The following is a 24,904-nucleotide window of genomic DNA, read 5'->3' as shown; positions in this document are numbered from 1 at the left end:
GAATAGCCTCGGGGTCAAGCCTCGGGGCATTCTCCTAGACCGCCTGTAAAATGCGGGTGACACGCTCTCAGTCTCTGAGAGCGTTCTCGAAGCGCGGTCGGCCGAAACGTGTTCGGAACGACCGCCTTCGCTATCGACAGCGGTCGAACCGACAGACGCCCTATTATTCGACCCAGAGGGTCTTGCGGTTGACGAACTCCTTGATGCCGGGCTCGGAGAGTTCGCGGCCGTACCCGGAGACGCCGACGCCGCCGAACGGCACGCGCGGGTCGGACTTCACCAGTTGGTTGACGTACGTGCAGCCGGCGTCGATGTCGCGGGCGACGCGGCGGCCGCGCTCGCGGTCCGCGGTCCAGACGCTCGCCCCCAGCCCGAACGCGGTGTCGTTGGCCTTCTCGACTGCCTCGGCCTCGTCGTCGACCTCGAAGACGGCGGCGACGGGGCCGAACAGCTCCTCGCTGTCGGCGGGACACCCCTCGGGGACGTCCGCGAGCACCGTCGGCGGGTAGAACGCGCCCTCGCGGTCCATCGGCTCGCCGCCGGTGAGGACGGTCGCGCCCGCCTCGACGGACGCCCGCACTTGCTCGTGGAGGTCCGCCAGCAGGTCCGCGCTCGCCTGCGGGCCGACCTCGGTCTCCTCGTCGGTGGGGTCGCCGACGGTCAGCGAATCCACCTCGTCGACGAACCGCTCGACGAACTCGTCGTAGACGTCCGCGTGGACGACGAAGCGCTTCGCGGCGATGCAGGACTGGCCGCCGTTGAGGTTGCGCGCCCACGCCCCGGTCTCGGCCGCCTCGTCGAGGTCGGCGTCGTCGAGGACGACGAACGGGTCGCTGCCGCCGAGTTCCAGCACTGTCTTCTTCAGTTCCTGGCCGGCCGTCGACGCGACCGCGCGGCCCGCCGGCCCGCTGCCAGTGAGTGTCGCCGCCCGCACGCGGTCGTCGGCGAGCACGTCGTCGACGGCGTCCGAACCGACGAGGAGCGTCTGGAACACGCCGTCGGGGTAGCCCGCCTCCTCGAACACGTCCGCGATGGCCCGCGCGCAGCCGGGGACGTTCGAGGCGTGCTTGAGCAGGCCGACGTTGCCCGCGGTGAGGTACGGCGCCGCGAACCGGAACACCTGCCAGAACGGGAAGTTCCACGGCATCACCGCCAGCACCGGGCCGAGCGGCTCGTACACCGTCTGCACGTCCGCACCCGGCGGGCTCGGGTGGCCCTCCGGCTGGAGGTATGCGCTGGCATGCTCGGCGTAGTGGTCGCAGACCCACGCGCACTTCTCGACCTCCGAGACCGCCTGCGAAATCGGCTTCCCCATCTCCTCGGTCATCAGCCGTGCGTACTCGCGTTCGTTCTCGCGGAGCACGTCGCCGGCCACCGCGAGCAGTTCCTCGCGCTCGCGCAGCGGCCGCTCGCGCCACGCCTCGAACGCGTCGTCGGCGCGCGCCAGCGCCGCCTCCACGTCCGCCTGTGAGTCCGCCTCGTAGGTCGCGATGCGTTCGCCCGTCGCGGGATTGACGGCGTCCATGTCCGGTCCTGTCGCGTCGGTCATTCTTCCCAGTTGTGCAGCGCGTCCCGGAACACGGCCGCGACGTCGTCGCTGGTCACCGGCCGGGGGTTGCACCGCAGGAGGCGTTCCTGCGTGTCGACGGTCTGCTGGGCGAGCCAGTCGACGTCGTCCTCGGTGATGCCGGCGAGTTCGCTGAGGCCGCTCGGAAGAACGCCCAGATCCCGCTGGAGTTGAATGTACGCCCGCTTGAGCGCGTCGGCGGCCTCGCGGTCCGTCAGTCCCGTGGTATCGACGCCGAAGATTTCGGCGACCTCGGCGAACCGCGCGGGGTCGCTGGCCGAATTGTAGTCGATGGTGCTCGCGGGCGTGAGGACGGCGATGGTCTCGCCGTGGAACGTGTGATACTTGTTGCCGACGGGGTACGCCATCGCGTGACAGAGGCTGGCGCCCGCGGTGAGCCCGGAGATGGCGCCGAACAGCGCCCCTAGCAGCATGTCCTCGCGGGCGTCGAGGTCGTCGCCGTTGTGGACGGCGGTGCGGACGCTCCCCGAGAGGAGACGGATCGCCTTCTCGGAGAACATCTCGGTGAGCTGGGTTCGCCCGGCGTACACCGGGCGCTCGCCCGGGTCGCTCGCGCGCAACAGCGAGTCGTACTCGTGGGTTGTGTACCCCTCGATGGCGTGGCCGAGCGCGTCCATCGCCGTCCGCGCGGTGAGGTCCGGCGGGAGCGTCGTGGTCAGTGTCGGGTCCAGAACGGCGGCGTCGGCCCGGACGTGGTTGCTCGAAATCGCTTCCTTGATCTCCTTCTCGGGGACCGAGAGAATCGCGACCGGGGAGATCTCGGCGCCGGTGCCGGCCGTGGTTGGCAACAGCACCAGCGGCGGGCCGGATTCGGTGAGCGTCTGGCCGTCGCCCGTCGGTTCGGCGACGTAGTCGAGGGGGCTGCCGCCGTTAGCGATGATCGCGCGAGTGGCCTTCGCGGTGTCCATGCAGCTCCCGCCGCCGAGCCCGACGTAGAAGTCGTAGCCGTCGTCGGTCTGGTCGCGGACGAACGAGAGGCAGTCCTCGATGGCGCCGATGGAGGGTTCGCGCTCCGAGTCGGCGTAGATGTCGATGTCGAGGCCGGCGGCTTCGAGGTGAGCGACGACGCGGTCGGCGTGGCCGGCGTCGGCGACTCCGTCGTCGGTGATGACGAGTCCAGTGGCTGCGCCTTCGACGCCGAGGTCGCGCAACTGGAAGGCGAGCTCGTCGGTTGCGTCCCGCCCGAATCTGATTTCCGGCATGTCGATGTGCCAGATGGTCTCCGGTGCGAGCTCGCGGTCGCTGGCGGAGACCGAGCGGTCGTAGCTCACGAGGACCACCCCGAGCGGATGTCGTCGAACTGGTCGGGGTCGTGGCCGTAGACGATTTCGGCGTCGTGGGTGCGTTCGAGTTCTTTCAGCGTCTGGAGGCTCTCGAACCACGCCTGATTCCCCCAGAGCAGGCCGGCGCCCAGCGGCACTTCGTCCTCGTAGTTCTCCGACTGGTAGATTTCGTCGCCCGCGAACACCAGCGTGCCGTGGCCGTCGAGGTGAACGATCGTCCCCATAAGCCCGGGCGTGTGTCCGGGAAGCCGGATGAACTCGATGTCCTCGAAGTGAGTTTCGCGGTCTTGGTGGACGACCTGCCAGTTCAGGTCGTGGTCGAAGTCCTCGAGGATGTACGCGCCACTTCCCTTGTCGGTTTTCTCGGAGTAGTACGCGAACTTGAGTTCCCTCTCGTGGACGTAGACGGGGACGTCGGTGCCGTCGAAGTGGTGGAGGCCGCCGGCGTGGTCCAGATGCAAGTGGGTCTGGACGACGGCGTCGATGTCGTCGAGACTGTAGCCGGCGTCTTCGAGGTCGCCTTCGAGCGTGTGGTCGCGCACGTCGTGGGGGTAGAACGCCTGCTTGAGGCCCTCCGGCCAGTGGCCGTCGAGGGCGTCCTCGTGGTTGCCGGTGTCCCACAGAATCGTCGCTTCGGGGTGGTCGATGACGAGGTTCCACACCGGAATCTCCTCGTAGTCGGTGGATGGGTCGGGCTCGTCGTGGCTCCCGAGCGTGTTCCCCTGAATCAGGTAGTTGAGGTCGCACTGCAGTCCGCCGCGGTGGACCACGTCTATGGTAGCTTCTACCATATACGATAATGATAGTTAATTAACTATAAATGTACGGGCGAACGCTGACACCGCGCTGTGGAGGCGCTCCACGAGAGAACTGGGGTCGTTTCCCTCCGCGCTAATCGCTCCGTTCGGGCGCGACCCACGCCCGACAGACTATGTTAGAAATAATACATAGGTACTCTACGCTACCCGTACAACTATCACGGTTGCTCACGACACCCGGTCCATGGCCGCCGGTGTCACCTCCCGGCTCAGGGAGTTCTTCGAGGAGCAGACCGACGGGGAACTGCGCAGCGTCATCCGGTACGACACCGACAGCGTCGAGGTCGAATACGTTCGCGACGACGTGGCCGCCCAGTATTCCGACGACGGCCTCCGGAAGGCAATCGACGAGTCCCGACTGGACTCGCTGCACGCGCCCCTGTACGAGCACGCCTTCTCCAAGGACCACGGCGACCTACAATGCATGATTACGTGCTTCGAGCACGTCATCGAGATGAACTTCGCCGTCGGCGACGGCGTCGGTGCCGCCGTCGCCATCGACGCCGACGCGATGGACGACGCCCACGGCGTCATCTCGCAGGCGCGCAACATCGTCCTCGAAGAGCGGCCGTGACCGGCGCGCGCCCGGCCGCTCCGTGGGGTTACTCGGCGGACTCCGGTTCGTCGGCGGCGCGGTCCTGGAGTTCCGTCCGGCGAATCTTCCCGGTGACGGTCTTCGGTAGCTCCTCGACGAACTCGATTTCGCGGGGGTACTCGTGGGCCGCCAGCCGCTCTTTGACGTGGGCTTTGACGTCCGATTTGAGGTCGGCGGACGGGCTGGCCGACTCGCTGGGGACGACGTAGGCCTTGACGACGTTGCCGCGCTCGGGATGGGGTTTCGGGACGACGGCGGCTTCGGCGACGGCGTCGTGTTCGCCGAGCGCGCTCTCGACCTCGAAGGGCCCGATGCGGTACCCCGAGGAGAGGATGACGTCGTCGGCACGCCCCTCGAACCAGAAGTAGCCGTCCTCGTCCCGGTGCGCGAGGTCCCCGGAGAGGTACCACTCGCCGTCCGGGCCGTCGACGAAACACGCCGCGGTCTTCTCCGGGGCCTCCCAGTATTCCGCGAAGAAACACGGGTAGTCGCCGCGCTGGGCGATTTCGCCCGTCTCTCCGGGCGGCAGAACTTCACCGGTCTCGGGGTCGACGACCGCGGCGTCGATGCCGGGCAGCGGCTTGCCCATCGAGCCCGGGCGGAGTTCCATCGACGGGTAGTTGTTGATGACCATGTTGCCGGTCTCGGTCTGGCCGTACGTGTCCAGAATCGTCACGCCGAGCGTGTCCTCGCCCCAGTCGACGACGCCCGCGGAGAGCGGTTCGCCGATGGACAGCGCGTGCCGCAGGTCGAGGTCAACGCCGTCGAGGACGCCCTCGTGCTCGCGGAGCATCCGGTAGGCGGTCGGGACGGAGAACAGCACCGTGATGGGGTAGTCGTCGAGGAGGCCGGCCCACGTCTCGGGGTCGAACTCGCCCTCGTAGGTGAACAGCGACGCCCCCCAGAACCACGCGCCGAGCGTGTTGATGGCGCCGGTCAGCCAGCCGAGGTCGCCGGTCGACCAGTAGAGGTCGCCGGGCTGGAGGTCGACGGCGTACCGCTGGGTCGCCGCGACGCCCGCAATCCAGCGGTGCTCGTGGAGGACGCCCTTCGCGGGGCCGGTCGTCCCGGACGTGTAGTAGAGCAGCGCGTCGTCGTCGCCGCCCGTGGCGGCGGTTTCGTAGTCGGTGCTGGCGTCGTCGACGGCGGTGTCGAAGACCACGTCGCCGCTGGGCGCGCCCGTCCCGCGGTCGACGGTGACGACGTGTTCGACCGAGGGTGCGTCGTCGAGCGCCGCGGCGACGGTGTCGCGGTTGTCGGTGGTCGTGACGACGACGCGCGCGTCGCAGTCGTCGAGTCGGTACGCGATGCCGTCGGGCCCGTAGCGCTCGTTGACGCTCCCCCAGACGGCGCCGTGCTTGAGGGTGCCGACGAGCGCGACGTAGTGCTCGGGGATGCGCGGCATGTACGAGACCACGCGCTCGCCGGCGGCGACGCCGAGGTCGTCGAGGACGTTCGCGAACTGGTTCGACCGGTCGGCCAGCTCCCAGAACGTGAGCCTGGTGAGGTCGCCGTCGGCGCCGACCTGGTAGAGCGCGACCTTCTCGCGGTCGGTCGCGTGCCGGTCGACGACTTCGTGGCCGACGTTCAGGTCCGCTGGGGCGTCCCAGTCGGCCTCCGCGTACACGTCGTCCCACGAGAACTCCGCGCGGGCCTGCTCGTAGTCCGAGAGGTTGTGGGTCGGTGGCATTGGACGAACGTCTAGCCACACCGAATCCATAATTATTGTATCTAATGTTTTCTCGCGCAGACGACACGTTGGCCGTGGTTCACTTGCTACTCCCCGGAATCATACAAAATTAGGTACGTCTGTAATACTATACGATAGCGAATACTTTGATTATGCGAACGGATTCTGCGCGCGTTCGCGTCACTGGAGCGCCGCGGTCGGCGACTGGCCCGGTTTGATGGCACCACACATCCGACGATGAACTTCGTCTCGTCGCTGCTACGACTTTCCGTGAAATCCAGTAACGTCCGTCAAAACCTCGAATACCACTAGAATCCGCGCTCGCTCTGTGTGGCGTCGCGACCGTGCTGTCCTGCATTGAGAGAAACTGTGGTCTCGAGTCCTCACGCGACTACCCGTGAACCAACCTCGCGGCTCAGCGCAGTATCCACCGAAACTGTCCTTCAGCCCAAATACCTCAGAAGAATTTACTGTAAATGACTACGGTACTTTGGCGAACAACTACGTCCCAGCCGCTTCGTCGAAGCCTCGCTGTGGAATACGCTGGCGCGCTCCCCGCCCGACTTCCGTTACAATACTAGACGTGTAATGAGATGTCGGTCGGGCGGAGACGACTACCCGGCGCGCTCACTCGCTCGCCGGGAGGTCAACGGAGGTCGCGTCGTCGCCGACTTCGATGCGGTACGCGCCCGATTCAGTGACGTGGCCCTCACGGGGCTTGTAGAAGCCCAGCCGTTCGACAGGAACCTCGATTTCGACGGTTTCGCGCTCGCCGGCAGCGAGCGTCACGCGGTCGAAGCCGACGAGTTCGCGCACCGGCCGGACGCGGGAGGCGTGTCGCTGGCGGGCGTACACCTGAACGGTTTCGGTCCCCTCGCGGTCTCCGACGTTGGCGACCTCCACGGTGACGCGGACTGTGCCGGCCGCTGCGCCACCCTCGACGGCACCCTCGGCGCCCTCGAACGTCGCGGACAGGTCGCTGGTCTCGAAGTCGGTGTAGCTGAGCCCGTGGCCGAACTCGTAGAACGGGTCGTAGGAGTTGGGGTGTTCGTCGTCGCCAATCGGCGTCGGGTGGGCGAGGTAGTCGTGGTGCTGGGGGAGGTCGCCTTCCGAGCGCGGCACCGTGATGGGGAGCCGGCCGCTCGGGTCGTTCTCCCCGAACAGCGTCTCCGCGACAGCCGTGCCGCCTTCCGTCCCGGGGAAGTACGCCAGCAGCAGCGCGGAGGCGGTGTCGGCCAGCCACTCGACCGCTAGCGGCCGTCCCGTAATCAGCACGCCGACGACCGGCGTCCCGGTCTCGCGGACGCGTCGCACGAGTTCCTGCTGGGCGTCCGCCAGCCCGAGGTCGCCGCGAGTCGGCCACTCGCCGGTCGCCGAGCCGGTGTTCTCGGTCGGGCCGAACTCGTGGAGGTACCACCCCTCACCGAGCGCGAGGACGGCGACGTCCGCGTCGGCAGCGCGCTCGACGGCCGCGTCCACGTCCAGCGTCTCGTTGAGCGTCGCGCCCTGCGCGTACGTCACGTCGCCGGTCGTCGCGTCCTCGACGGCCTCGCGGACGGTCGCACCCGGCAAGCCGTCGTCGTCGCTGCTGACGCTCCACCCGCCGAGCTGGTGAACGATGTCGTCGGCGTTCGGCCCGCCGACGAACACGTCCTCGTCGCCGGACAGCGGGAGCAGGCCGTCGTTCTCCAGCAGCGTCATGCTGTCCCGAGCTCCCTCCAGCGCCTGCTCGCGGTGGTCGGGCGCGCCGAGCGTCTCGACGGCCGTCTCGGCGTCGGCGGCGTCTTCCGGGTTCTCGTCGAACAGCCCGAGTTCGAACTTCAGGCGGAGCACGCGGCGGACGTTCTCGTCGAGGGTCGCCTCGTCGAGGTCGCCGGACTCCACGAGGTCGACGACGCGCTCGGCGTGCGGGGTGTGGCCGACCGACGCCACGTCCACGCCAGCCTCTCGGGCTTGCCGGACACCGTCGGCGTGGTCGCGGGCCGTGCGGTGGTCCTCGTGGAGGTGGCGAATCCCGTTCCAGTCGGAGACCACGTGGCCCTCGAAACCGAGGTCATCGCGCAGGAGGTCCCCGAGTAGCGCCGTCGAGCCGTGCGAGGGCTCGCCGTCGATGGAGTTGTACGAGGGCATCACCGACGCCACGCCGTCGTCGAGCGCGCGCTCCAGCGGCGGGAGGAACGTGTTCCGGAGCTTGTACTCGGAGACGTCCACCGGGGAGGCGTCCTCCCCGCGCTCGGGCTCGCTGTACGCGGGGAAGTGCTTCGCCGTCGCGACGACGCTGTCGGGGTCCGCGAGCCCGTCGCCCTGATAGCCCCGGACTTTCGCGGCCGCGAGCTCGCCGACGAGGTGGGGGACTCTCGCCGAACGTCTCGAAGATCCGTCCCCAGCGCGGCTCGCGGCCGACGTCGACTGTCGGCCCGTAGTTCTGGTGCGCGCCCGTCGCACGCACCTCTTTCGCGGTGACTTCCGCCGCGGCCTCCACGCCCTCGGGGTCCCACGTCGCGGCCGCGCCCAGTCCGTTCGGGAAGACGGTCGCGCCCGACACGTACGCGTTGCCGTGGATGGCGTCCACGCTGAACAACAGCGGGATGCCGAGTCGCGTCTCCTCTCGCGCGTACGTCTGTAGCTCGCTGACCGCCTCGGTGACCGCTTCGGGGTCGGTCGCCAGCGCGCCGCCCCAGCCGAACGGCGCGGCGAACCCGAGGTGATGGTCGTCGATGGCGCGCTTCACGTCGTCGAGGTCGTGGCGCTCGCGCAGGTAGCCCGCCCACGTCCCCGTGACCTGCCCCGCCTTCTCTTCGAGGGTCATGCGGTCGAGGAGGTCCGCGACTCGCTTCGCTGTGGGCGCGTCGGCGCGCTCATACGTCGGCGCGTCGGTGTCTGTGTCCATGACCCATACCTGTGACTGGCCGTATTAATTATTGCTGAGCGTCCGATATCGGGCCGTAGCGGCTCTGAAGTACGATTTCGTTCTGTCATGGCGAACCGGGTTCACGGCTCGGTGAGCCGAGTACGCCGGGACCGACCGCAACCGCGAATTCCTGCGCTGCGGGCGTGGCTCGGCGACCATTCCGCCGTCCCGCACTTTCGGCGCTCGCCACGCGGCTGCGAGGATTCGGGCGTACGTCGCCCGACGCTCCCGTGACGCGGCGAACGAGTGAGTGGTGGATGCACTCACGGCGCACGAATTGCGTTCTGAGAAACAGAACGATATAGTGTAGAATACCTAGATATTTGTTGGCCGAACGCGCTACGACGCCCTCGAACGCGACAATTCCCGCGTTGCGAGAGATTTCGCCTCGACCGCCGGTTCGACCCCCGTTCTGCCACTCAGAACGACCAGTTCGACGTGGGGAACCCGACGGGCGCGTCACTCGTTCCCACATCCGAATTATTAATATCGGGGATTGCGACGACCCGATTGATGCGAACTGGTTCAGACGGCGGTGTCGCCGAGACGCCGACCGAACGACGCGTAGACGAGCTTCTCGACCGCATGACCGTCGAGAAGAAGGCAGCACAACTCGGCTCCGTGAACGCCGAGAAGCTCCTGCACGAGGACGGCACGCTCGACGAAGCAGCCGTCGAGGAGCACCTCTCGAACGGCATCGGCCACCTCACCCGCATCGGGGGCGAGGGCAGCCTCTCCCCGCGGGAGGCCGCCGAGCGCACGAACGAACTCCAGGAGTACCTCCGCGAGGAGACGCGACTCGGCATCCCGGCCATCCCCCACGAGGAGTGCCTCAGCGGGTACATGGGTCCGGAGGCCACGACGTTCCCGCAGATGATTGGGATGGCGAGCACGTGGTCGCCGGAGCTCCTCGAAACGGTCACCGACACCATCCGCGACCAACTCGAAGCCATCGGGACCGTCCACGCGCTCTCCCCCGTGCTGGACATCGCCCGCGACCTCCGCTGGGGGCGCGTCGAGGAGACGTTCGGCGAAGACCCGTACCTCGTCGCCGCGATGGCCTGCGGCTACGTCGACGGCCTACAGGGCGACGGGGACGGCATCACCGGGACGCTCAAGCACTTCGCCGGGCACGGCGCCGGCGAGGGCGGGAAGAACCGGAGTTCCGTCAACATCGGCCGCCGGGCACTCCGCGAGACGCACCTGTTCCCGTTCGAGGCCGCCATCCGAACGGCGGACGCCGAGTCCGTGATGAACGCCTACCACGACATCGACGGCGTGCCGTGCGCCAGCGACGAGTGGCTGCTCACGGACGTGCTCCGCGGCGAGTGGGGCTTCGACGGCACCGTCGTCTCGGACTACTATAGCGTTGAGTTCCTCCGCAGCGAGCACGGCGTCGCCGCCGACGAGCGCGAAGCCGGCGTCACCGCTGTCGAGGCCGGCATCGACGTCGAACTCCCGTACACGGACTGCTACGGCGAGCACCTCGCGGACGCCGTCGAAGCCGGCGAACTCTCGGAAGCGACCCTCGACCGCGCGGTCCGCCGCGTCCTCACCGCGAAAGCCGAGAAGGGCGTGCTCGACGACCCGACCGTCGACGCCGACGCCGCCGACGAACCGTTCGGCACCGAGGAAGCCCGCGACCTCACGACGCGCGCCGCCCGCGAGTCGATGACGCTGTTGAAGAACGAGGGCGACCTGCTCCCGCTGGTCGGCCAGGAGACCGACTCCGTGGCCGTGCTCGGCCCGAAAGCCGACGACGCCCAGGAGCTCATGGGCGACTACGCTTACCCCGCTCACTACCCCGAGGAGGAGGTCGAACTCGACGCGACGACTCCCCTCGACGCCGTGCAGGCGCGCGCCGACGAGTACGGCTTCGACGTCCACTACGAGCAGGGCTGCACGACGACCGGCCCCGACACGGACGACTTCGACGCGGCCGCCGACGCCGCTGCTGACGCCGACGTCGCGCTGGCGTTCGTCGGCGCGCGCTCCGCGGTGGACTTCTCGGACTCCGACCGCGAGCGCGTCAACATGCCCAGCGTCGCCACCAGCGGCGAGGGCTGTGACGTCGTCGACCTCGGGCTTCCGGGCATCCAGCGCGCGCTCGTCGAGCGCATCGAGGAGACCGACACGCCCGTCGTGACGGTCGTCGTCAGCGGCAAACCCCACTCCATCGAGTCCATCGCCGAGTCCGTGCCCGCCGTGTTGCAGGCGTGGCTGCCCGGCGAGCGCGGCGGCGAGGGCGTCGCCGAGGTGCTGTTCGGCGAGCACAACCCCGGCGGCCACCTCCCGGTGTCGATTCCGCGGTCGGTCGGCCAGCTCCCCGTCCACTACAGCCGCAAGCCCAACACCGCCAACGAGGAGTACGTCTACACCGAGAGCGACCCGCTGTTCCCGTTCGGCCACGGCCTCAGCTACACCGACTTCGAGTACGGCAACCTCTCGCTGTCCGCGGAGACGCTGGCGCCCGCCGGCTCGATTACGGCCGAAGTCACCGTCGAGAACACGGGCGACACCGCCGGCCACGACGTCGTCCAGCTGTACGCCAGCGCACAGAACCCCGACCAGGCGCGCCCGGTGCAGGAACTGGTCGCGTTCGAGCGCGTCTCCCTCGACTCCGGCGAGGCCAAGCGCGTGCGCTTCGAGGTCGACGCCTCCCAGTTGGCGTACCACGACCGCGACATGAACCTCGCCGTTGAGGACGGTCCCTACGAGTTCCGCGTCGGCCACTCCGCGGCGGACATCGCTTCCACCGCTGAGTTCGAGGTCACCGGCACGAAGGAAGTCCCCGAGGGCGGCCGGACGTACTTCACGGAGACCACCGTGGAAGGCGCAGAATAGGGCGCTGACTGCCGCCGTCGCACCGCATCGTCGCACTGAATTCGTCGTTTTTCTCGCTCGCTGCTGGCTCCGTCCGCAGTCAGACGACGACCGTGTCGTTGACCAGTCGGCCGATGTCCTCGATGTCGATGGATATCTCGTCGCCCTCGTGGAGCGTGAACGTCTCCGGCGGGACGAGCGCGGTGCCGGTCAGCAACACCAGCGTCTCCGGGAGGTCGTTGTGGCGGCGGAGGTACTTCACGAGCGTCTCGCAGGTCGTCGCCATCTGACTGGTCGTCGTCTCGTCCTCGAAGACGACGTCGCCGTCGCGCTCGATGGTCAGCGACATCGTGAGGTCGTGGGGGTCCTCGACGACGCCGCCGGTCGCCACGCACGGCCCCAGCGAGCAGCAGCGGTCGTACACCTTCGCCTGCGGGAGGTACAGGGGGTTCTCGCCCTCGATGTCGCGGCTGGACACGTCGTTGCCGACGGTGTAGCCGACGACCTCCTCGCGGTGGAGGACGACGCCGAGTTCCGGCTCGGGCACGTCCCAGTCGGAGTCCTCGCGGATGCCGACGGCCTCGTTCGGCCCGACGGTCCGCGACGGTGTGGCCTTCAGGAACAGCTCGGGGCGGTCGCTGTCGTAGACGTCGATGTACACCTCCGGCTTCCCGCTCTCTGCCTTCCGGGCTTCCTCGCTGATGCTGTACGTGACGCCCGCAGCCCACACCTCGTCGGGGACGACCGGGAGCAGCGCGTCGCTGTCGGCGCTATCGAGGTCGTACGATTCGGCGTCCGGAATCCGGTCGCGGGCGATAGCGTCCACCGAGCGGTCGCTGGCGTTCGCCGCGCGAGCGAGTTCGGTGAACGAACCGAGGTCGTCGGACGCCGTCGACAGGTCGTAGGCGTCGTCTTCCCCGTCTACGACGACGAGGGCATCCGAGTCCGTTCCCCGCTCTCTACTAGGGAGTCGGTAATACCGCATACTCGTTGATACACCGATGTAGTTAAAAGAGTATCGCCGCCCTGACCGTGAACCCACTGATAACAGTCGGATGTCGAGCGCGTCGAACGGCACAGCAGAGAAGTGGCGTTCGCGGCCGACCCGAGCGGGTCGGCGCGAGCCAGAGGGTTACGTGTCCGCGGTCGGGTGAGTTACGTTACGCTACGATTCGTCGAAGAGGGTCTCGCCTTCGACCATGTGGTCCTCGATGGCGTCGAAGTTCAGCGTCAGGCCCAGCCCCGGCTCCTCGGGAATCTCCATGCGGCCCTCCTCGATGAGGTCGTCCTCCTCGACCAGGTCCTCCCACCAGCCCAGCTCGTAGGAGTGGTACTCCAGCGCCAGCGAGTTCGGGATGGCGGCGCCGACGTGCGCGGACGCCATCGTCCCGATGGGCGAGGAGACGTTGTGCATCGCGACCGGGATGTAGTACATGTCCGCGAGGTCCGCGATTTTGCGGGTCTCGCGCATCCCGCCGACGCGCGGCAGGTCCGGCGCGACGATGTCCACGGCCTGGGGCTGCAGCAGCGTCCGCTGGCCGTGCTTCCGGTAGACGTTCTCGCCGACCGCGATGGGCGTCGTCGTGGACTTCGTGACCTCCTTCTGGACCTCGTGGTTCTCCGGCGGGACGGGGTCTTCGAGCCACCACACGTCGTACTCTTCAAGGGCGTTCGCGAGGCGCTTCGCGGAGCCGCCGGTGAACGACCAGTGGCAGTCGAATGCGACGTCGGCCTTGTCGCCGACGGCCTCCGTGGTCGCCTCCACGATGTCGACCTTGTGGTCGATTTCGGGGTTGCGGAGGTGGCGGTTCGCGCGGTCCTTCTCGTGGCCGGAGGGGACGTCGAGGTCGAACTTGATGGCGTCGTACCCGAGGTTCTCGACGACGCGCTCGGCTTCCGCGGCGCACGCCTGCGGGTCGGCCTCGTTCTCGGTGTGGAGGTCACAGTACACGCGGACCTCGTCGCGGTACTTCCCGCCGACGAGCTGGTAGGCGGGCACGTCGAGGAGCTTGCCTGCGACGTCGTGGAGCGCGATTTCGATGCCGGAGATGGCGGAGACGACCTTCCCGGAGATGGAGCCCTCGCCGCTCATCTTCTGGATGAGGTGCTCGTAGAGCCGGTCGATGTCCAGCGGGTTCTCCCCGACGAGGAACGGCTTCATCCGCTCGATGATGGCGGTGTCGCCGCCGCCCCAGTAGGACTCGCCGGTGCCGACGACGCCCGCGTCCGTGTAGACGCGCACCAGAATCCACGGGTAGTTGCCGTCGACCATCGTCGTCTGTACGTCCGTAATCTCCGCGTCGCGGACACCGCCGCGCTCGTTGGAGATGCCCATCGTCTCTGCGGAGAGGTCCCGCATGGTGTACTCCGCGTTCGGGTCGCGGAGCTTCGCGTGATCGACCATTTGCGTCCGTATATTCCGCAACCCGATAGTAAAACTTTGGATGTGCCACTCGGTCGCATTCCGCGCGTCCACGCCTCCGGTCCCGCGTCGCGGGCGACTCGTCGGCCGGCCGCGGCGTCGAAGCCGTGGGTCGTGGGTGCGACCCGCACGTATTTACACGACGACGCACATCGTACGGCTATGGCTACGAACTCGACAGACCCGCTCGACGGAGTCGAGCCCGACGCCGTCTCCGCCGGCGACGTCGACGCTGCGGAGGTGCGCGCGGCGCTGGCGTCCTTGAACCCGCTGGTGCGACAGCGCGGCGTCTGTCCCCAGCAGCTGTTCGGCCTCCCCGGGTCGGTGCCGATGCGAGTCTGTTCCCTGCGGGCGTCGCCGCACAGCGGTGCGGCCGCGTCACGGCGGAGACATTCTGAGATACAGAATAGACTCCCGGACGAGAATTACAATACTGTGTTCGTAACGGAGTGCGTTCTCCCAGCTAATTTCCGCGAAAAATGCCCAGAGCGGCGCCGAGTGTGAGCTTATGGTAACTTCTGTAGCGTGTTCCGAGATGCAGAATGATTGTTCAGTAGTTGATATTGAGTTCGACGACGTTCGCCGCGCTGAGCACGCGCTCGGGGAGTTCGCCGTGGAGGTCGTCGTCGCTCACGCGGCTCGCGGGCGCGGAGACGCTGATGGCGCCCAGCACCTCATCGGAAGAGTCCTTGACCGGTGCCGCGACGCAGCGCAGGCCCTCCAGTCGCTCGCCGTCGTCGATGGCGTACCCGCGCTCGCGGACGTCGTCGAGCACCTTGAACAGCTCCTCGCGCGACCCGATGCTCCGTGGAGTCTTTCGTTCGAACCCGCGGTGGTCGATGATTTCGTCGACGCGCTCCTCGGGGAGGTGGGCGAGAATCGCCTTCCCGAGCGCGGTCGTGTGGAGGTGCGTGCGGAGGCCCGCGTACGTGTCGAGGTCGACGGCGTCCTTGCCCTTCGAACGCATCAGGTAGACGCCCATCCCCTGCTCCTCGACGAGAAGGTTCGCGAGTTCGCCCGTCTCGTTCGCGAGCGACTTCACTTCGGGCTCGGCGACCTGGTAGAACTCCATGGACTTCCGCGTGGAGCCGCCGACTTCGAGGAACTTCAGCCCGAGCTGGTACTCGTCGCCGGTCTTGAGCACGTAGCCGTGCTTCTGGAGGGTGGTGAGGTGGTTGTGGACGGCGCTCTTGCCCATGTCCAGGCTCTCCGTCAGCTCCGTCACGCCACAGGGCCCCCGGTCCATCAGTTCCTCGACCAGTGCGAGTGTCTTCTCGGTCGTTCGCACCGGGTGTTTGGCATCCATACACATAGTTTCTGTCCGTCTGGTAAAAAGGGTTCTGGTGTACAGAACGATTCGGGGTGTCGGCGGCCACGAAACCCACAGCGGGCGGGAAACGGAACGAGAAACTGCACACAAATTTTAATCCGTGGCCGACTGTACCGTGGTATATTATGCCTAGTGACACCAGCGGGAGCAACTGTAGCGAACGCCTCAGCAGGCAGAAGATTCTGTCCGTAGCCGATTCACGAGGGGAAGATCACCGCGAAGCCGCCCTGACGCCCGCTCACCGCGGCTAGTCGGTGCCGACGCCTCCCGGACTCCATACGACTTAGTGGCGGGGGTCGCAGGCGGGTGGTACGATGACCGTGAACGAAGCCCGGCGTGCGTCGGCGTCGGAGGCGACGGCGGGAAAGGAACTCGACGGCGATGACGTGATCATCGCGTACATCGGCGGCGGCAGCCGGCAGTGGGTACCGAACCTCGTGCAGGACCTCGCGCTGTCGGACTTCGACGGCGAGGTGAGGCTCTACGACGTCAACGTCGCGGCGCCCGAGCGCAACGCCGAGTTCGGGAACTGGGTGCAGACACGCGAGGACGCGACCGCCGACTGGACGTACACCGCGACCGGCGACCTCGAAGCGGCGCTGGACGGCGCGGACGTCGTGTTGCTGTCCACGCAGTACGACTCACGGAGACGTTCGTCCACGACCTTGACATCCCGGAATCCTACGGCATCTACGGCGCCGTCGCCGCTACCATCGGCCCGGGAGGCATCCTCCGCGCGATGCGGGCGATTCCGGTCTACAGGGGAGTCCTGAACTTCTGACCCTCCTCAACGCCGCCGGGGAGGAACTCGCGTCTGGAGGGCATCACGGACGCGTTCCACCGGAACGGGATCAATAACTGGGTCGTCGAACGGTCCACCTGCCGTCCCCACAGAGCGACGAGGTCTCGACAGACGCGGTCGCGGCGTCCGCCTCGAAGCATCGTCGGACGACTCGGATCACGTGTTAACAGAAAAACAATACTAATCAAATAATATCTCTGTTACTTTGGTGGTAGGGCGGTCACTCCGAGCGACACAGTGTGCTAACTTAGGAGCCGTATCAAACCTACTTGCCCGTCTAGAACCGTAACAAGCTCGAAATCAGACCGATAGCCGTCTCGGTATAGGATAGTATGATGCTGGTGCCCAATATTGAATAATTGTGTATCTTAGTACCCATATACCTGATCGAATCGCATTAATTGGCCAAATTATCATAGTAATTTCGAGCTCCAATCACAATATATGTGATAAGAGAAAGCAGCCGCCACGAATACCATCGTTATGAAGTTCCGATAGATATTATGTTGGCAATCAGGTTATTCGACGGCAAGTGAGTCTGGGGTGCCAAGCCGGAGCGAGGATTCGGCGGCGGAATACTTTCTGTGGGTTCGGCTTTCGCGGCGACGAGGTTCGACGCGCCGAACCCGAATTGTATACACGGCTGTGAGTAAACATTGGGAGTCAAATCCCGTGCGTTCAACACACTTATGGAACAATCCGACGGAGAGTACCATAGGATGGAAGGAGTCAGCGAGTGGCCGACGCCAGTAGCGTATCCGGACCCGGAGACAGCCGACCACGTCACGTACAATCCGTCGCTGTCGGAGCTGCGCGAATTCTCGACGCACGTCGAAACGACGACCGAGCACGGGTCGCCGGCGTACACCAGCGAGTACCGCTCGCGGAGCGCCGACCGGACGAAGAACGTCGTCGACGACGACTTCGCCGAGAGCGACTTCGCCGTCTTCGAGACCGGCATCGAGTGGGTGAACGACCCCGAGAACGACGTTATCTGCGTCGACCGCGTGGTCGGTCGTCACCCCGAGTCGTCGTACGTCTGCCGGCTGTACCTCCCCAAAGAGTACGGCCGCATCGCGCTGTCGTGGACGAAACTTCTCGAACCGTCGGACGGCGTCGAACCCGACTTCGTCACCGTCCAGCTGCCGGATGCGACCGACGACCCGAAGATTCGCGTGCTCCCCGACACGGGGCTGACCACGGTCCTGGGGAGTGACTACACGGGCGAGGCGAAGAAGTCGTTCCTGCGGCTGTTCATGCTGCGCGCGAAAGAACAGGGCGGGCTCGGCCTCCACGCCGGCAGCAAGCGCGTCACCCTTGACGACGAGGACGGCCGCCGCGAGGTCGGCCAGCTCTTCCTCGGCTTGTCGGGCACGGGGAAGTCCACGCTCACCAGTCACGGCCTCTGGCTGGACGACCCCGAGGGCGTCGAGATGATCCAGGACGACGTCTGCGCGCTCTTGCCCTCGGGTACCGTCGCCGGGAGCGAGGGCGGCGGCCTCTACATCAAGACCATCGGCCTCGACGCCGACGAGCAGCCCGAACTCCACAGCGCCGCGACCGACGAGAGCGCGGTCTTGGAGAATGTCGCCGTCGACGACGACGGCACCGTCCACTTCGACGAGCCGCGGTACGGTCGCAACGCCCGCGCGGTCATTCGCCGCGACCAGCTCGAGAGCGCGTCCAGCGACGTCGACCTTGACAGCGTCGACCAGGTGTTTTTCATCACGCGGAACCCCCTGATGCCGCCGGTCGCGAAGCTCAGCGACGAGCAGGCCGCGGTCGCGTTCATGCTCGGGGAGTCCGTCGAGACCAGCGCCGGCGACCCCTCGCGGGTCGGCGAGTCCATCCGCGTCGTCGGCACCAACCCCTTCATCGTCGGCTCCGAGGGCGAGGAGGGCAACCGCTTCCGCGACCTCATCGCGGACCTCGACGTCCAGTGCTACGTCATCAACACCGGCGTCGTCGGCACCGACGACCCCGCGGACGTCGGCGTCGAGGAGACCGTCGCCATCCTCGAAGGCGTCGCGCGCGGCAGCGTCGAATGGACCGACGACGACGCACTCGACCTGACCGTCCCCAGCGATGTTCCCGGCATCAGCATCGAGCGCTTCGAGGTACCCGAGCGTGTGGACGACTTCGAGGCCGCACAGGCCGAACTCCGGGCGGAGCGCCGCAGCTACCTCGACCAGTTCGAGGACCTCGACGACGACATCCGCGACGCAACCTACTGACGGTCCTCCCCGCCCGGAGAGGCCGCTACGCGCCGCTATCGAGGGACGACGGTCTCGTTACAGGCACGAGGGCTAGTCGGCGCCGTGTCGGGGGGCGTAGCCGCAGTCGCGGCAGACCAGCGAACCGTGCTCTCGGGTGACGTCACTGCTGCACTCGGGGCACTTCCAACGCATACACCCCGATTATTCGACACTCGACTAAAACTTTGTCGTTGATTGTCGTTCTTGAGCGTCAGTCGAGCGCCAGCGGGTCGTGGAACGAGAACTGCCCGTCGTAGCCGACCGCCTCGTACGTGGTGATCGGCCACTCTCCGGTCTCGGTCGCGACCTCGACGCCGCGTTCGGTGACGAGGGCCGTGTCCTCGGTCTTCGCGCCTTGCACCGTCGGGTTCCACGCGAACGGCATCGGCACCACCACCGCGTCCTCGGCGTCCGGCGTCGCGACCCACTCGCGGGTCGCGTAGCCGATGGCGCCGCCCTGATGGTGGGCCTGCCACTCGCCCTCGAACCCGACTGCCGCGTACGCCTCCGAAATCGCGTCGAGGACCTCGCCGGCGGACCCACCGGCCGAGCCGACCTCCCGCGTCGCCGCGAGCGCCGTCGCCGCGACCCGGCCGGCGGCGTCGTGGCGCTCCCGGAGCCACGACGGCGCATCGAAGGTCACGGTCCGCGTCACGGCGACGTCGTGGCCGCCCCGCTCCGCCACCACCGTCAGGTGCGCGAACTCGCCGAGCGGGTCGTCGCGCGGCGTGTAGTGGCGGTACCGCTGGGAGCGGTCACCGCCGCCAACGAGGACAACGGGTGCGCGGAAGCCGCGTTCGAGCAGCGCCTGTGAGAGCGCGCCGGCCGCGGCTCGCTCGGTCGTCTCGGCGGTCAGCTCGCGCGCGACGGCCTCGACGGCCGCAGTCGTCTCCTCGCAGGCGTCCCGGAACCGGTCGCGCTCCGCCGCCGGCATCGGCGAGCGCAAGCGCGTCGCGTAGAATTGTTCTAGGCCCGCGACCGCGACGTCGGCGGCGGCCGCGCTGCGGTGGTGCGTCGCGACGGCCTCCCGGAGCGAGGCGTCGTACCAGTCGTACTCGGTCACCTCGGGGTCGATGCCCGCGGCGTCGAGCCCGGGGAGTTCCTCGTCGAGGATGCGACTGCGCTCGTTGTTCGGTGCGAGCACGCGCACCCCGTCACGACCGACGCCGACGGCCCCGACGCCGACGTCACTGGTCGCGTCGATGACCGGGTCGCCGCCGGTCAGCCACCCGTAGTTCGCGGGCCGACAGAACCAGAGTTCGTCGAGGTCGCGCTCGTCGAGCGCGGCGCGGATTCGTTCGAGCTTCGTCGTGGTCGCGTACGCCATACGCCACCCGCGCACGCCGGCGACTAAAACGCTCGGCATTTCGCGCGCCCGACACCGCGGGTCAGTGCCGCTCCCGCGGGTCGACGCCGCTGTCGAGAACCGCGTGAAGCGGTGCTGGAGGAGGGACTCGCGCTCGCGTCGCCGCAGGGACCGTTCAGAGCTTGTTCAGTTTCAGCGGTCGCTCCCCGTACTGAATCTGGGTTAGCGTCGAGTTCAGCTTCGTGGACGTCACCTGGAGGAGCTGTTTGCCGTTCGGCGAGGGAAGGATGGGGGTCGTCCAGCCAACGAAAATCCGGCCGCCGAGCTCGCTCTCCGTCTGGAACGACAGCGGCGCCTTTACAGGCGTCCAGTCGCCGCTCCCGTCGAGGTTCGTGTTGGCGAGGACGACCTCACCGTTGCCCTCGGCCAGCTGGCGGTTCCCGTCGACCAGTTGCTTGCCCGAGATGAGGACAGTTCCGTCGGGACCACCGCGTGGCGTCCACGTGATGTACGGGCCGTTGACGAACCGGCGGCCGTCTCCGGTGACGACCTGCTGGCCGAGGTCCGTCGGGTCGCCCCAGTCGCGGCCGTCCGGCGAAGTCTTCACGCGGACCTCGCCGTCCACTTCGTCCGATCCGACGACCTCGTAGGCAATCATGTAGGTGCCGTCCGGGAGTTCGACGACGCCCGGCATGCCGGGACGGTCGACGCCGTTCGGCACGGCGGTCACGAACTCCTCGTCGCCCCACGTCTGCCCACCGTCGTCGGACGCCTTGAAGCCGACGAGCTGGTTGTAGTCGTCGTCGCTGCCCTGGCGTTCGTCGGCGAAGTAACAAACGAGGTCGCCGTCAGCGTCCAGTTGGAGTTCCGGCTCCCAGACGGGGCTGTTGCCCGCGTGCGGGACCGCCGGCCCGCCGGTGACGACGGTGCTGACGAACTCCCACGACTCCCCGTGGTCGGTACTGGCGTAGAGGTCGATGCTGGAGTCCCCGAGCGTCCCGATTTCGCCCTCAGGGACGTCGCTGGGGTCGTCGAGAATCGGAATCGCGTTCCCCGCGGCCAGCACCGTCCCCGCCGGCCACGGCCCGGTCTCTTCGGGGAGCTCGTAGAGGGTGGGCTGATACCGCATTCCCCAGTCTTTCCCGCTCTGGTCGTGAATCTCGGAGAACTTCGACCACGTCTGGCCGCCGTTCTCGCTCCGGTACACCGGGAAGTATGGTTCGGCGCCGCCGCTCATCGACGGGTAGTACTCGAAGGTCGCCAGCAGCGTGTCGTTGCCGCCGGGAGCGTGTTCGAGTCGCTCGACGCGTGGGTACATCGCGCCCGGAGACGGTGCGCCTTCGGGTGGCGCGTACAGCGTCTCCCCGCTGTGTTTGTTCCCCGGGTTCAGGTAGGCGCTCTCCGCGTGTGCGGCGCCGGTCGCCCCGACCCCGACGGCTCCGAGGAGCCCGAGTGTCCGGAGGTAATCTCTGCGCGTGCTGTCGTCGCCGATAGTGGGTTTCTTCATTTACTCCTCACCGCAACACTATCGTCAACTCCTGTATGTAATAATCTTTCCCCGTCATTGGGTGGCCAGGCCCAGTGTCGTCCGAGGACACCTCACAGCGACTCGCAGCGACGCTGCGACAAAGCACTCTCGCCGCCTTCGCCGACGGTGACCGTCTCCCGGACGCGGGCCACTGCGGTCAACACGGGATAGGTCCACTCCGCGTCGTCGTAGAGGTGCGTGCAAAGCGAATACTCCCGGTCATCCGGCAGGTCACCGCGCGCGTGGAGGCGCTCCTGTCGGCGGTCGGCGATCGCATCGAGTCGTCGCAGGAACGTTCCCCGGTGCCACTCGGGGATGACCGTCGTCGAGAGCGGACGGAGTAACTCCAGAATCTCGCCACGGGCGGTCTTTATCGAAGACTCCTCCTCGTCGAGTCGTTCGAGGAGGTGCTGCCGTTCGTCGATGGCCCGCTGTGCGGCCACCCGAAGTGCCTCCCGCAGCGGGACGGTAAACGACGACGAAGTCGTCTCGGCCAGCTGGTGGCCTAGTTCCGGCCGAAGTTCCGCGGCGGCGTGTCCGGCCAACGGTTCGCCGTACACGCTCTCGTAGTGAGGGACGTCCATCACGGTCTCCCGGTACGCGGAGCGAACGTCGGCGAGCGCGTCTGTGCGCGGCGAGCGCCCGGTGCTCTCGGCGAAGCAGCGCGGCGCGGCCGTCCTCGGGGCCGGCTCGATGTCAGCGATCCGCTCGCGGAACTCCCGGAAAGCGTCCCGCTCGGTCGCGACTTCCGTCCGCTCGCGTTCGAGACGAGACGCAGCCGCGGAAAGCGGAGCGAGGACGTACTCGTGCAGGGACTGCACGTGATACTGGGGGTTGCTCGCACGACTCGGCTTCGCCATGGGAAACAGTAACGTGCCATCCTACAAAAAGCTACTGTCGAATAGACGTCGGCCCAGGGCGGGCAACCGGCTCATCGGCGGCCGAACTTTTAGTACCGCTCCGGGAGAGCCACCAACGAGATGCGCGACACGGAAACGACAACGATAGCGCCGGGCATCACGCGGGTCGAGACGGTCATCGACGGGAAGATACACGGCTACCACGTCTTGGACGGTGCGAATGGGCCGGTCATCGTCGACCCGGGTGTCGCCGACGCACCAACGACGGTGTACGAGCCCGCCCTCGAAGCGGACGGTTGGACGCTGGCGGACGTTTCGCTGGCGCTTATCACGCACGCCGACGCCGACCATCACGGCGGGAACGAGGAACTCCGCGAGCACGCGCCGTCGGTGACGCTGGCGGCACACGAGACCGACGCCGACCTGATGGAGAGCGTCGACGCCCTCATGGACGAGCGCTACGGGATGTTCGCTGACGACCACGGCATCACGTACGACAAGGAGACCCGCGACTGGCTCGACGGGATGATAGGCGCAGGCGAGCGCATCGACCTCCGCCTCCGCGGCGGCGAGCAGCTCGCGCTCGCGGACCGCGAACTCGACGTGCTCCACACGCCGGGACACACCCGCGGCCACCTCGTGCTCTACGACGCGACGCACGATGTCGTCGTCGGCGGCGATGCGGTGTTCGGCCGCGGCGTCTTCACTGTCGACGACGAGTACATCCAGCCGCCGCCGTACTACCTATACCCGGCGTACCAGAACACCATCGAGCTCCTCCGCGCGCTGGACGCAGACACGCTCTCGCTGACCCACTACGAGGTCTTCGAGGGCGAGGCCGTCGACGCGTTCCTCGACGAATCGCTGGCGTTCGCCTCAGAGGTGGACGCACTCGCGCTCGACCTCGTCGACGCCGAGGGGCCGCTGACGCTCCGCGAAGCAATCGACGCCTTCGTGGAGCGCCGCGGCAGCTACGGACTGGACGCGGACCTCGCGTACCCATTGTCCGGACACTTCGCCGCGCACGTCGACCGCGGCAACCTCGAACGGACGACGAAAGATGGGCTCGTCGCGTGGCAGAAAGCGTAGTCCGACTCGTTACTCGATAGAGATGCCGGCGACCGTCGACGGCGCGAGGTCCACGGTCAGCACGTCTCCGTCGACGTCAACGTCGAGGTCGTCGGCCGCAAACTCGTCGGCGTTGGACGCGTCCACTTCGAGGTCGGGGTCCTGCCCCTCGAACAGCACCTGCGCATCGATGTCCTCGGAGGACGTGTCCTCGCCCTCGATGGCGACCTCGATGCTGTGGCTGCCGCGGCAGTCCAGATTCGTGACCGTCACGTACGTCTCGCCGTCGTCGGCGACCGAGGCGGACGCGCCGACCAGCGGCAGGTCGTCGTCCGTCCGCTCAACCTCGCGCTCCGGGGTGTCTACCGACGTCGTGATGGCTTCGTTGCCCTTGTGGGGCGCGTAGAGGTCGAAGACGCGGTACGTCGGGCGCGCCCACGCGTCGTCGCCCTCCGTCTCGATGAGGCACTGCAGGACGTTGACGGTCTGCGCGATGTTCGACATCGTCATCACGTCCGCGTTGTGGTTGAAGACGTCGAGGACGGCCGCGGCGGAGAGCGCGTCGAGGACGGTCCCCGGCTGTTCGAGGCCGTTCTCCGGGACGGCCTCGGTGTGCCACGTCCCCCACTCGTCGACGATGACGCCGATGTCGCGGGTCGTCGCGACGGCGTCGATGGTGGACGCGATGCGCTCGATGTGCTCTTCCATCTCGAGAGCGTCCACGAGGAGTTCGTCGTAGTCGTCCTCGTCGGACTCGGAGACGGTCATCCCGCGCCCGTAGTAGTGGTGGAGCGTGAGGTGGTCCAGCGGGAAGTCGACGCCCCAGCGGCCGCTGGCGACCTCCTCCATGAAGCGGCGGTTCCACTCGTGGCCCTCGAAGCCGCAGGCGATGAGCTCGACGTCGTAGTCGAGCATCAGATTGTCCATCGACCCCATGTAGGTCGCGAATCGACGAAACTCGCGGGCGTACTGCTCGGGACTCATCTGCCCGCCACAGCCCCAGTTCTCGTTCCCGACGCCCCAGTAGGGCACCTCGTAGGGCTCCTCGTGGCCGTTCTCGCGGCGGCGGTCGGCAAGTTCGGTGTCACCGTCGTAGCTGCAGTACTCCATCCAGTCGGCGGCCTCCTGCGGGTCGCCGGAGCCGACGTTCGCAGCGAGGTACGGTTCGGTGCCGATTTTCTCACAGAGTTCGAGGAACTCGTCGGTGCCGAAGGCGTTGGACTCCTCGGGGACGTCCTCGCGGCCCTGCGCCCAGAAGAGGTTGCGGCGGCGCGGTCGCTCCTCCCGCGGGCCGACGCCGTCCTCCCAGTGGTAGTCGTCGGCGAAACAGCCGCCCGGCCACCTGAGTACCGGGATGTCGAGGTCTGCGAGGAGTTCGAGGACATCCTCGCGGAACCCGTCCTCGTTCGCGACGTCGTCGGTCCACAGCCCGTCGTACACGCAGCGGCCGAGGTGTTCGGAGAAGTGGCCGTGGACTTCCGGTTCGATGCGGTCGATGCGCGCCTCTGGATGGACAGTAACGCGGGCGTTTGCCATGTGAATGCATGGTTGTCGGGTCGATGATTATAAATCAATGGGTTGGAGCGACCGAAACACCCCAGACGACGCCATCCATCGGGTACCGG

Annotated in this window: 17 protein-coding genes and 2 pseudogenes; 7 read left to right on the top strand and 12 right to left on the bottom strand. The window is 67.2% G+C overall.

What is annotated here, in order from left to right; all coding sequences use genetic code 11:
- Positions 1-163 precede the first annotated feature (163 nt).
- Genes HHUB_RS13390 through HHUB_RS13380 form a run of 3 tightly spaced genes read right to left on the bottom strand, consistent with a single transcriptional unit; the run spans position 164 to position 3,662 of the window.
- Positions 164-1,525, bottom strand: coding sequence for an NAD-dependent succinate-semialdehyde dehydrogenase (locus tag HHUB_RS13390; RefSeq protein WP_059058805.1), 1,362 nt, complete (start codon positions 1,523-1,525; stop codon positions 164-166).
- 20 nt (positions 1,526-1,545) lie between these two features.
- On the bottom strand, positions 1,546-2,859 hold the full coding sequence (locus tag HHUB_RS13385) for a hydroxyacid-oxoacid transhydrogenase (RefSeq protein WP_059058803.1): 1,314 nt from the start codon (positions 2,857-2,859) through the stop codon (positions 1,546-1,548).
- Complete coding sequence (locus tag HHUB_RS13380) at positions 2,856-3,662, bottom strand: N-acyl homoserine lactonase family protein (RefSeq protein ID WP_059058388.1); 807 nt, start codon at positions 3,660-3,662, stop codon at positions 2,856-2,858. Before HHUB_RS13380 ends, HHUB_RS13385 begins: the two co-directional genes overlap by 4 nt.
- A 211-nt stretch (positions 3,663-3,873) precedes the next feature.
- On the opposite strand from HHUB_RS13380, the gene HHUB_RS13375 reads away from it, so the two are divergent.
- Entirely contained in the window at positions 3,874-4,263 is a 390-nt protein-coding gene (locus HHUB_RS13375; protein ID WP_059058386.1) for a hypothetical protein, read from the top strand.
- Positions 4,264-4,291: 28 nt separating this feature from the next.
- On the opposite strand, the gene HHUB_RS13370 is transcribed toward HHUB_RS13375, so the two are convergent.
- Both HHUB_RS13370 and HHUB_RS13365 read right to left on the bottom strand, forming a co-directional pair.
- Positions 4,292-5,974: an acyl-CoA synthetase gene (locus HHUB_RS13370; RefSeq protein WP_059058384.1), complete on the bottom strand. Its 1,683-nt coding sequence runs from the start codon at positions 5,972-5,974 to the stop codon at positions 4,292-4,294.
- Positions 5,975-6,601: 627 nt separating this feature from the next.
- Positions 6,602-8,864: pseudogene (locus HHUB_RS13365) on the bottom strand (glycoside hydrolase family 3 N-terminal domain-containing protein).
- A 534-nt stretch (positions 8,865-9,398) separates the two neighbouring features.
- Here HHUB_RS13365 and HHUB_RS13360 point away from each other — a divergent pair.
- The gene (locus HHUB_RS13360; RefSeq protein ID WP_179204599.1) at positions 9,399-11,729 is read left to right on the top strand and encodes a glycoside hydrolase family 3 N-terminal domain-containing protein; all 2,331 of its coding nucleotides are present in this window, start codon (positions 9,399-9,401) and stop codon (positions 11,727-11,729) included.
- Positions 11,730-11,808: 79 nt separating this feature from the next.
- Here the strand turns inward: HHUB_RS13360 and HHUB_RS13355 are convergent, their stop codons facing one another.
- Positions 11,809-12,693, bottom strand: coding sequence for a fumarylacetoacetate hydrolase family protein (locus HHUB_RS13355; RefSeq protein ID WP_059058383.1), 885 nt, complete (start codon positions 12,691-12,693; stop codon positions 11,809-11,811).
- Between the two features lie 180 nt (positions 12,694-12,873).
- Positions 12,874-14,112, bottom strand: coding sequence for a mandelate racemase/muconate lactonizing enzyme family protein (locus HHUB_RS13350; RefSeq protein ID WP_059058380.1), 1,239 nt, complete (start codon positions 14,110-14,112; stop codon positions 12,874-12,876).
- Between the two features lie 180 nt (positions 14,113-14,292).
- Between HHUB_RS13350 and HHUB_RS16700 the strand changes: the two genes are divergently transcribed.
- Positions 14,293-14,634 carry a hypothetical protein gene (locus HHUB_RS16700; protein WP_089649829.1) on the top strand — a complete coding sequence of 114 codons (342 nt, stop codon included), beginning with the start codon at positions 14,293-14,295 and terminating at the stop codon, positions 14,632-14,634.
- A 46-nt stretch (positions 14,635-14,680) separates the two neighbouring features.
- Here the strand turns inward: HHUB_RS16700 and xacR are convergent, their stop codons facing one another.
- Positions 14,681-15,436, bottom strand: a complete 756-nt coding sequence (xacR, locus tag HHUB_RS13345; RefSeq protein ID WP_059058379.1) for an HTH-type transcriptional regulator XacR — start codon at positions 15,434-15,436, stop codon at positions 14,681-14,683.
- 338 nt (positions 15,437-15,774) lie between these two features.
- Between xacR and HHUB_RS17580 the strand changes: the two are divergent.
- The 3 genes and pseudogenes from HHUB_RS17580 to HHUB_RS13330 form a co-directional block, all read left to right on the top strand.
- A pseudogene (locus HHUB_RS17580) lies at positions 15,775-16,035 on the top strand (glycoside hydrolase family 4); the annotation flags it as partial.
- Complete coding sequence (locus HHUB_RS17575; protein ID WP_337589478.1) at positions 15,990-16,241, top strand: family 4 glycosyl hydrolase; 252 nt, start codon at positions 15,990-15,992, stop codon at positions 16,239-16,241. The pseudogene HHUB_RS17580 and the gene HHUB_RS17575, both read left to right, overlap by 46 nt.
- A gap of 740 nt (positions 16,242-16,981) precedes the next feature.
- A complete protein-coding gene (locus HHUB_RS13330; protein ID WP_059058373.1) occupies positions 16,982-18,496 on the top strand; it encodes a phosphoenolpyruvate carboxykinase (ATP) in 1,515 nt (504 codons plus the stop codon).
- 232 nt (positions 18,497-18,728) lie between these two features.
- On the opposite strand, the gene HHUB_RS13325 is transcribed toward HHUB_RS13330, so the two are convergent.
- From HHUB_RS13325 to HHUB_RS13315, 3 genes are all read right to left on the bottom strand, one after another.
- A complete protein-coding gene (locus HHUB_RS13325) occupies positions 18,729-19,844 on the bottom strand; it encodes a M24 family metallopeptidase (protein WP_059058371.1) in 1,116 nt (371 codons plus the stop codon).
- A gap of 154 nt (positions 19,845-19,998) precedes the next feature.
- Entirely contained in the window at positions 19,999-21,330 is a 1,332-nt protein-coding gene (locus HHUB_RS13320) for a sialidase family protein (protein WP_059058369.1), read from the bottom strand.
- Positions 21,331-21,422: 92 nt separating this feature from the next.
- The gene (locus HHUB_RS13315) at positions 21,423-22,211 is read right to left on the bottom strand and encodes a DUF7260 family protein (protein WP_059058367.1); all 789 of its coding nucleotides are present in this window, start codon (positions 22,209-22,211) and stop codon (positions 21,423-21,425) included.
- 120 nt (positions 22,212-22,331) lie between these two features.
- Between HHUB_RS13315 and HHUB_RS13310 the strand changes: the two genes are divergently transcribed.
- Positions 22,332-23,300: an MBL fold metallo-hydrolase gene (locus tag HHUB_RS13310; RefSeq protein WP_059058366.1), complete on the top strand. Its 969-nt coding sequence runs from the start codon at positions 22,332-22,334 to the stop codon at positions 23,298-23,300.
- A 9-nt stretch (positions 23,301-23,309) separates the two neighbouring features.
- Here the strand turns inward: HHUB_RS13310 and HHUB_RS13305 are convergent, their stop codons facing one another.
- Positions 23,310-24,815, bottom strand: coding sequence for an alpha-N-arabinofuranosidase (locus tag HHUB_RS13305; RefSeq protein ID WP_059058364.1), 1,506 nt, complete (start codon positions 24,813-24,815; stop codon positions 23,310-23,312).
- Between the last annotated feature and the right edge of the window lie 89 nt (positions 24,816-24,904).

The sequence above is a fragment of the Halobacterium hubeiense genome, from assembly GCF_001488575.1.
Lineage (GTDB): Archaea > Halobacteriota > Halobacteria > Halobacteriales > Halobacteriaceae > Halobacterium > Halobacterium hubeiense.
This window is presented reverse-complemented; position numbering and strand designations above follow the sequence as displayed.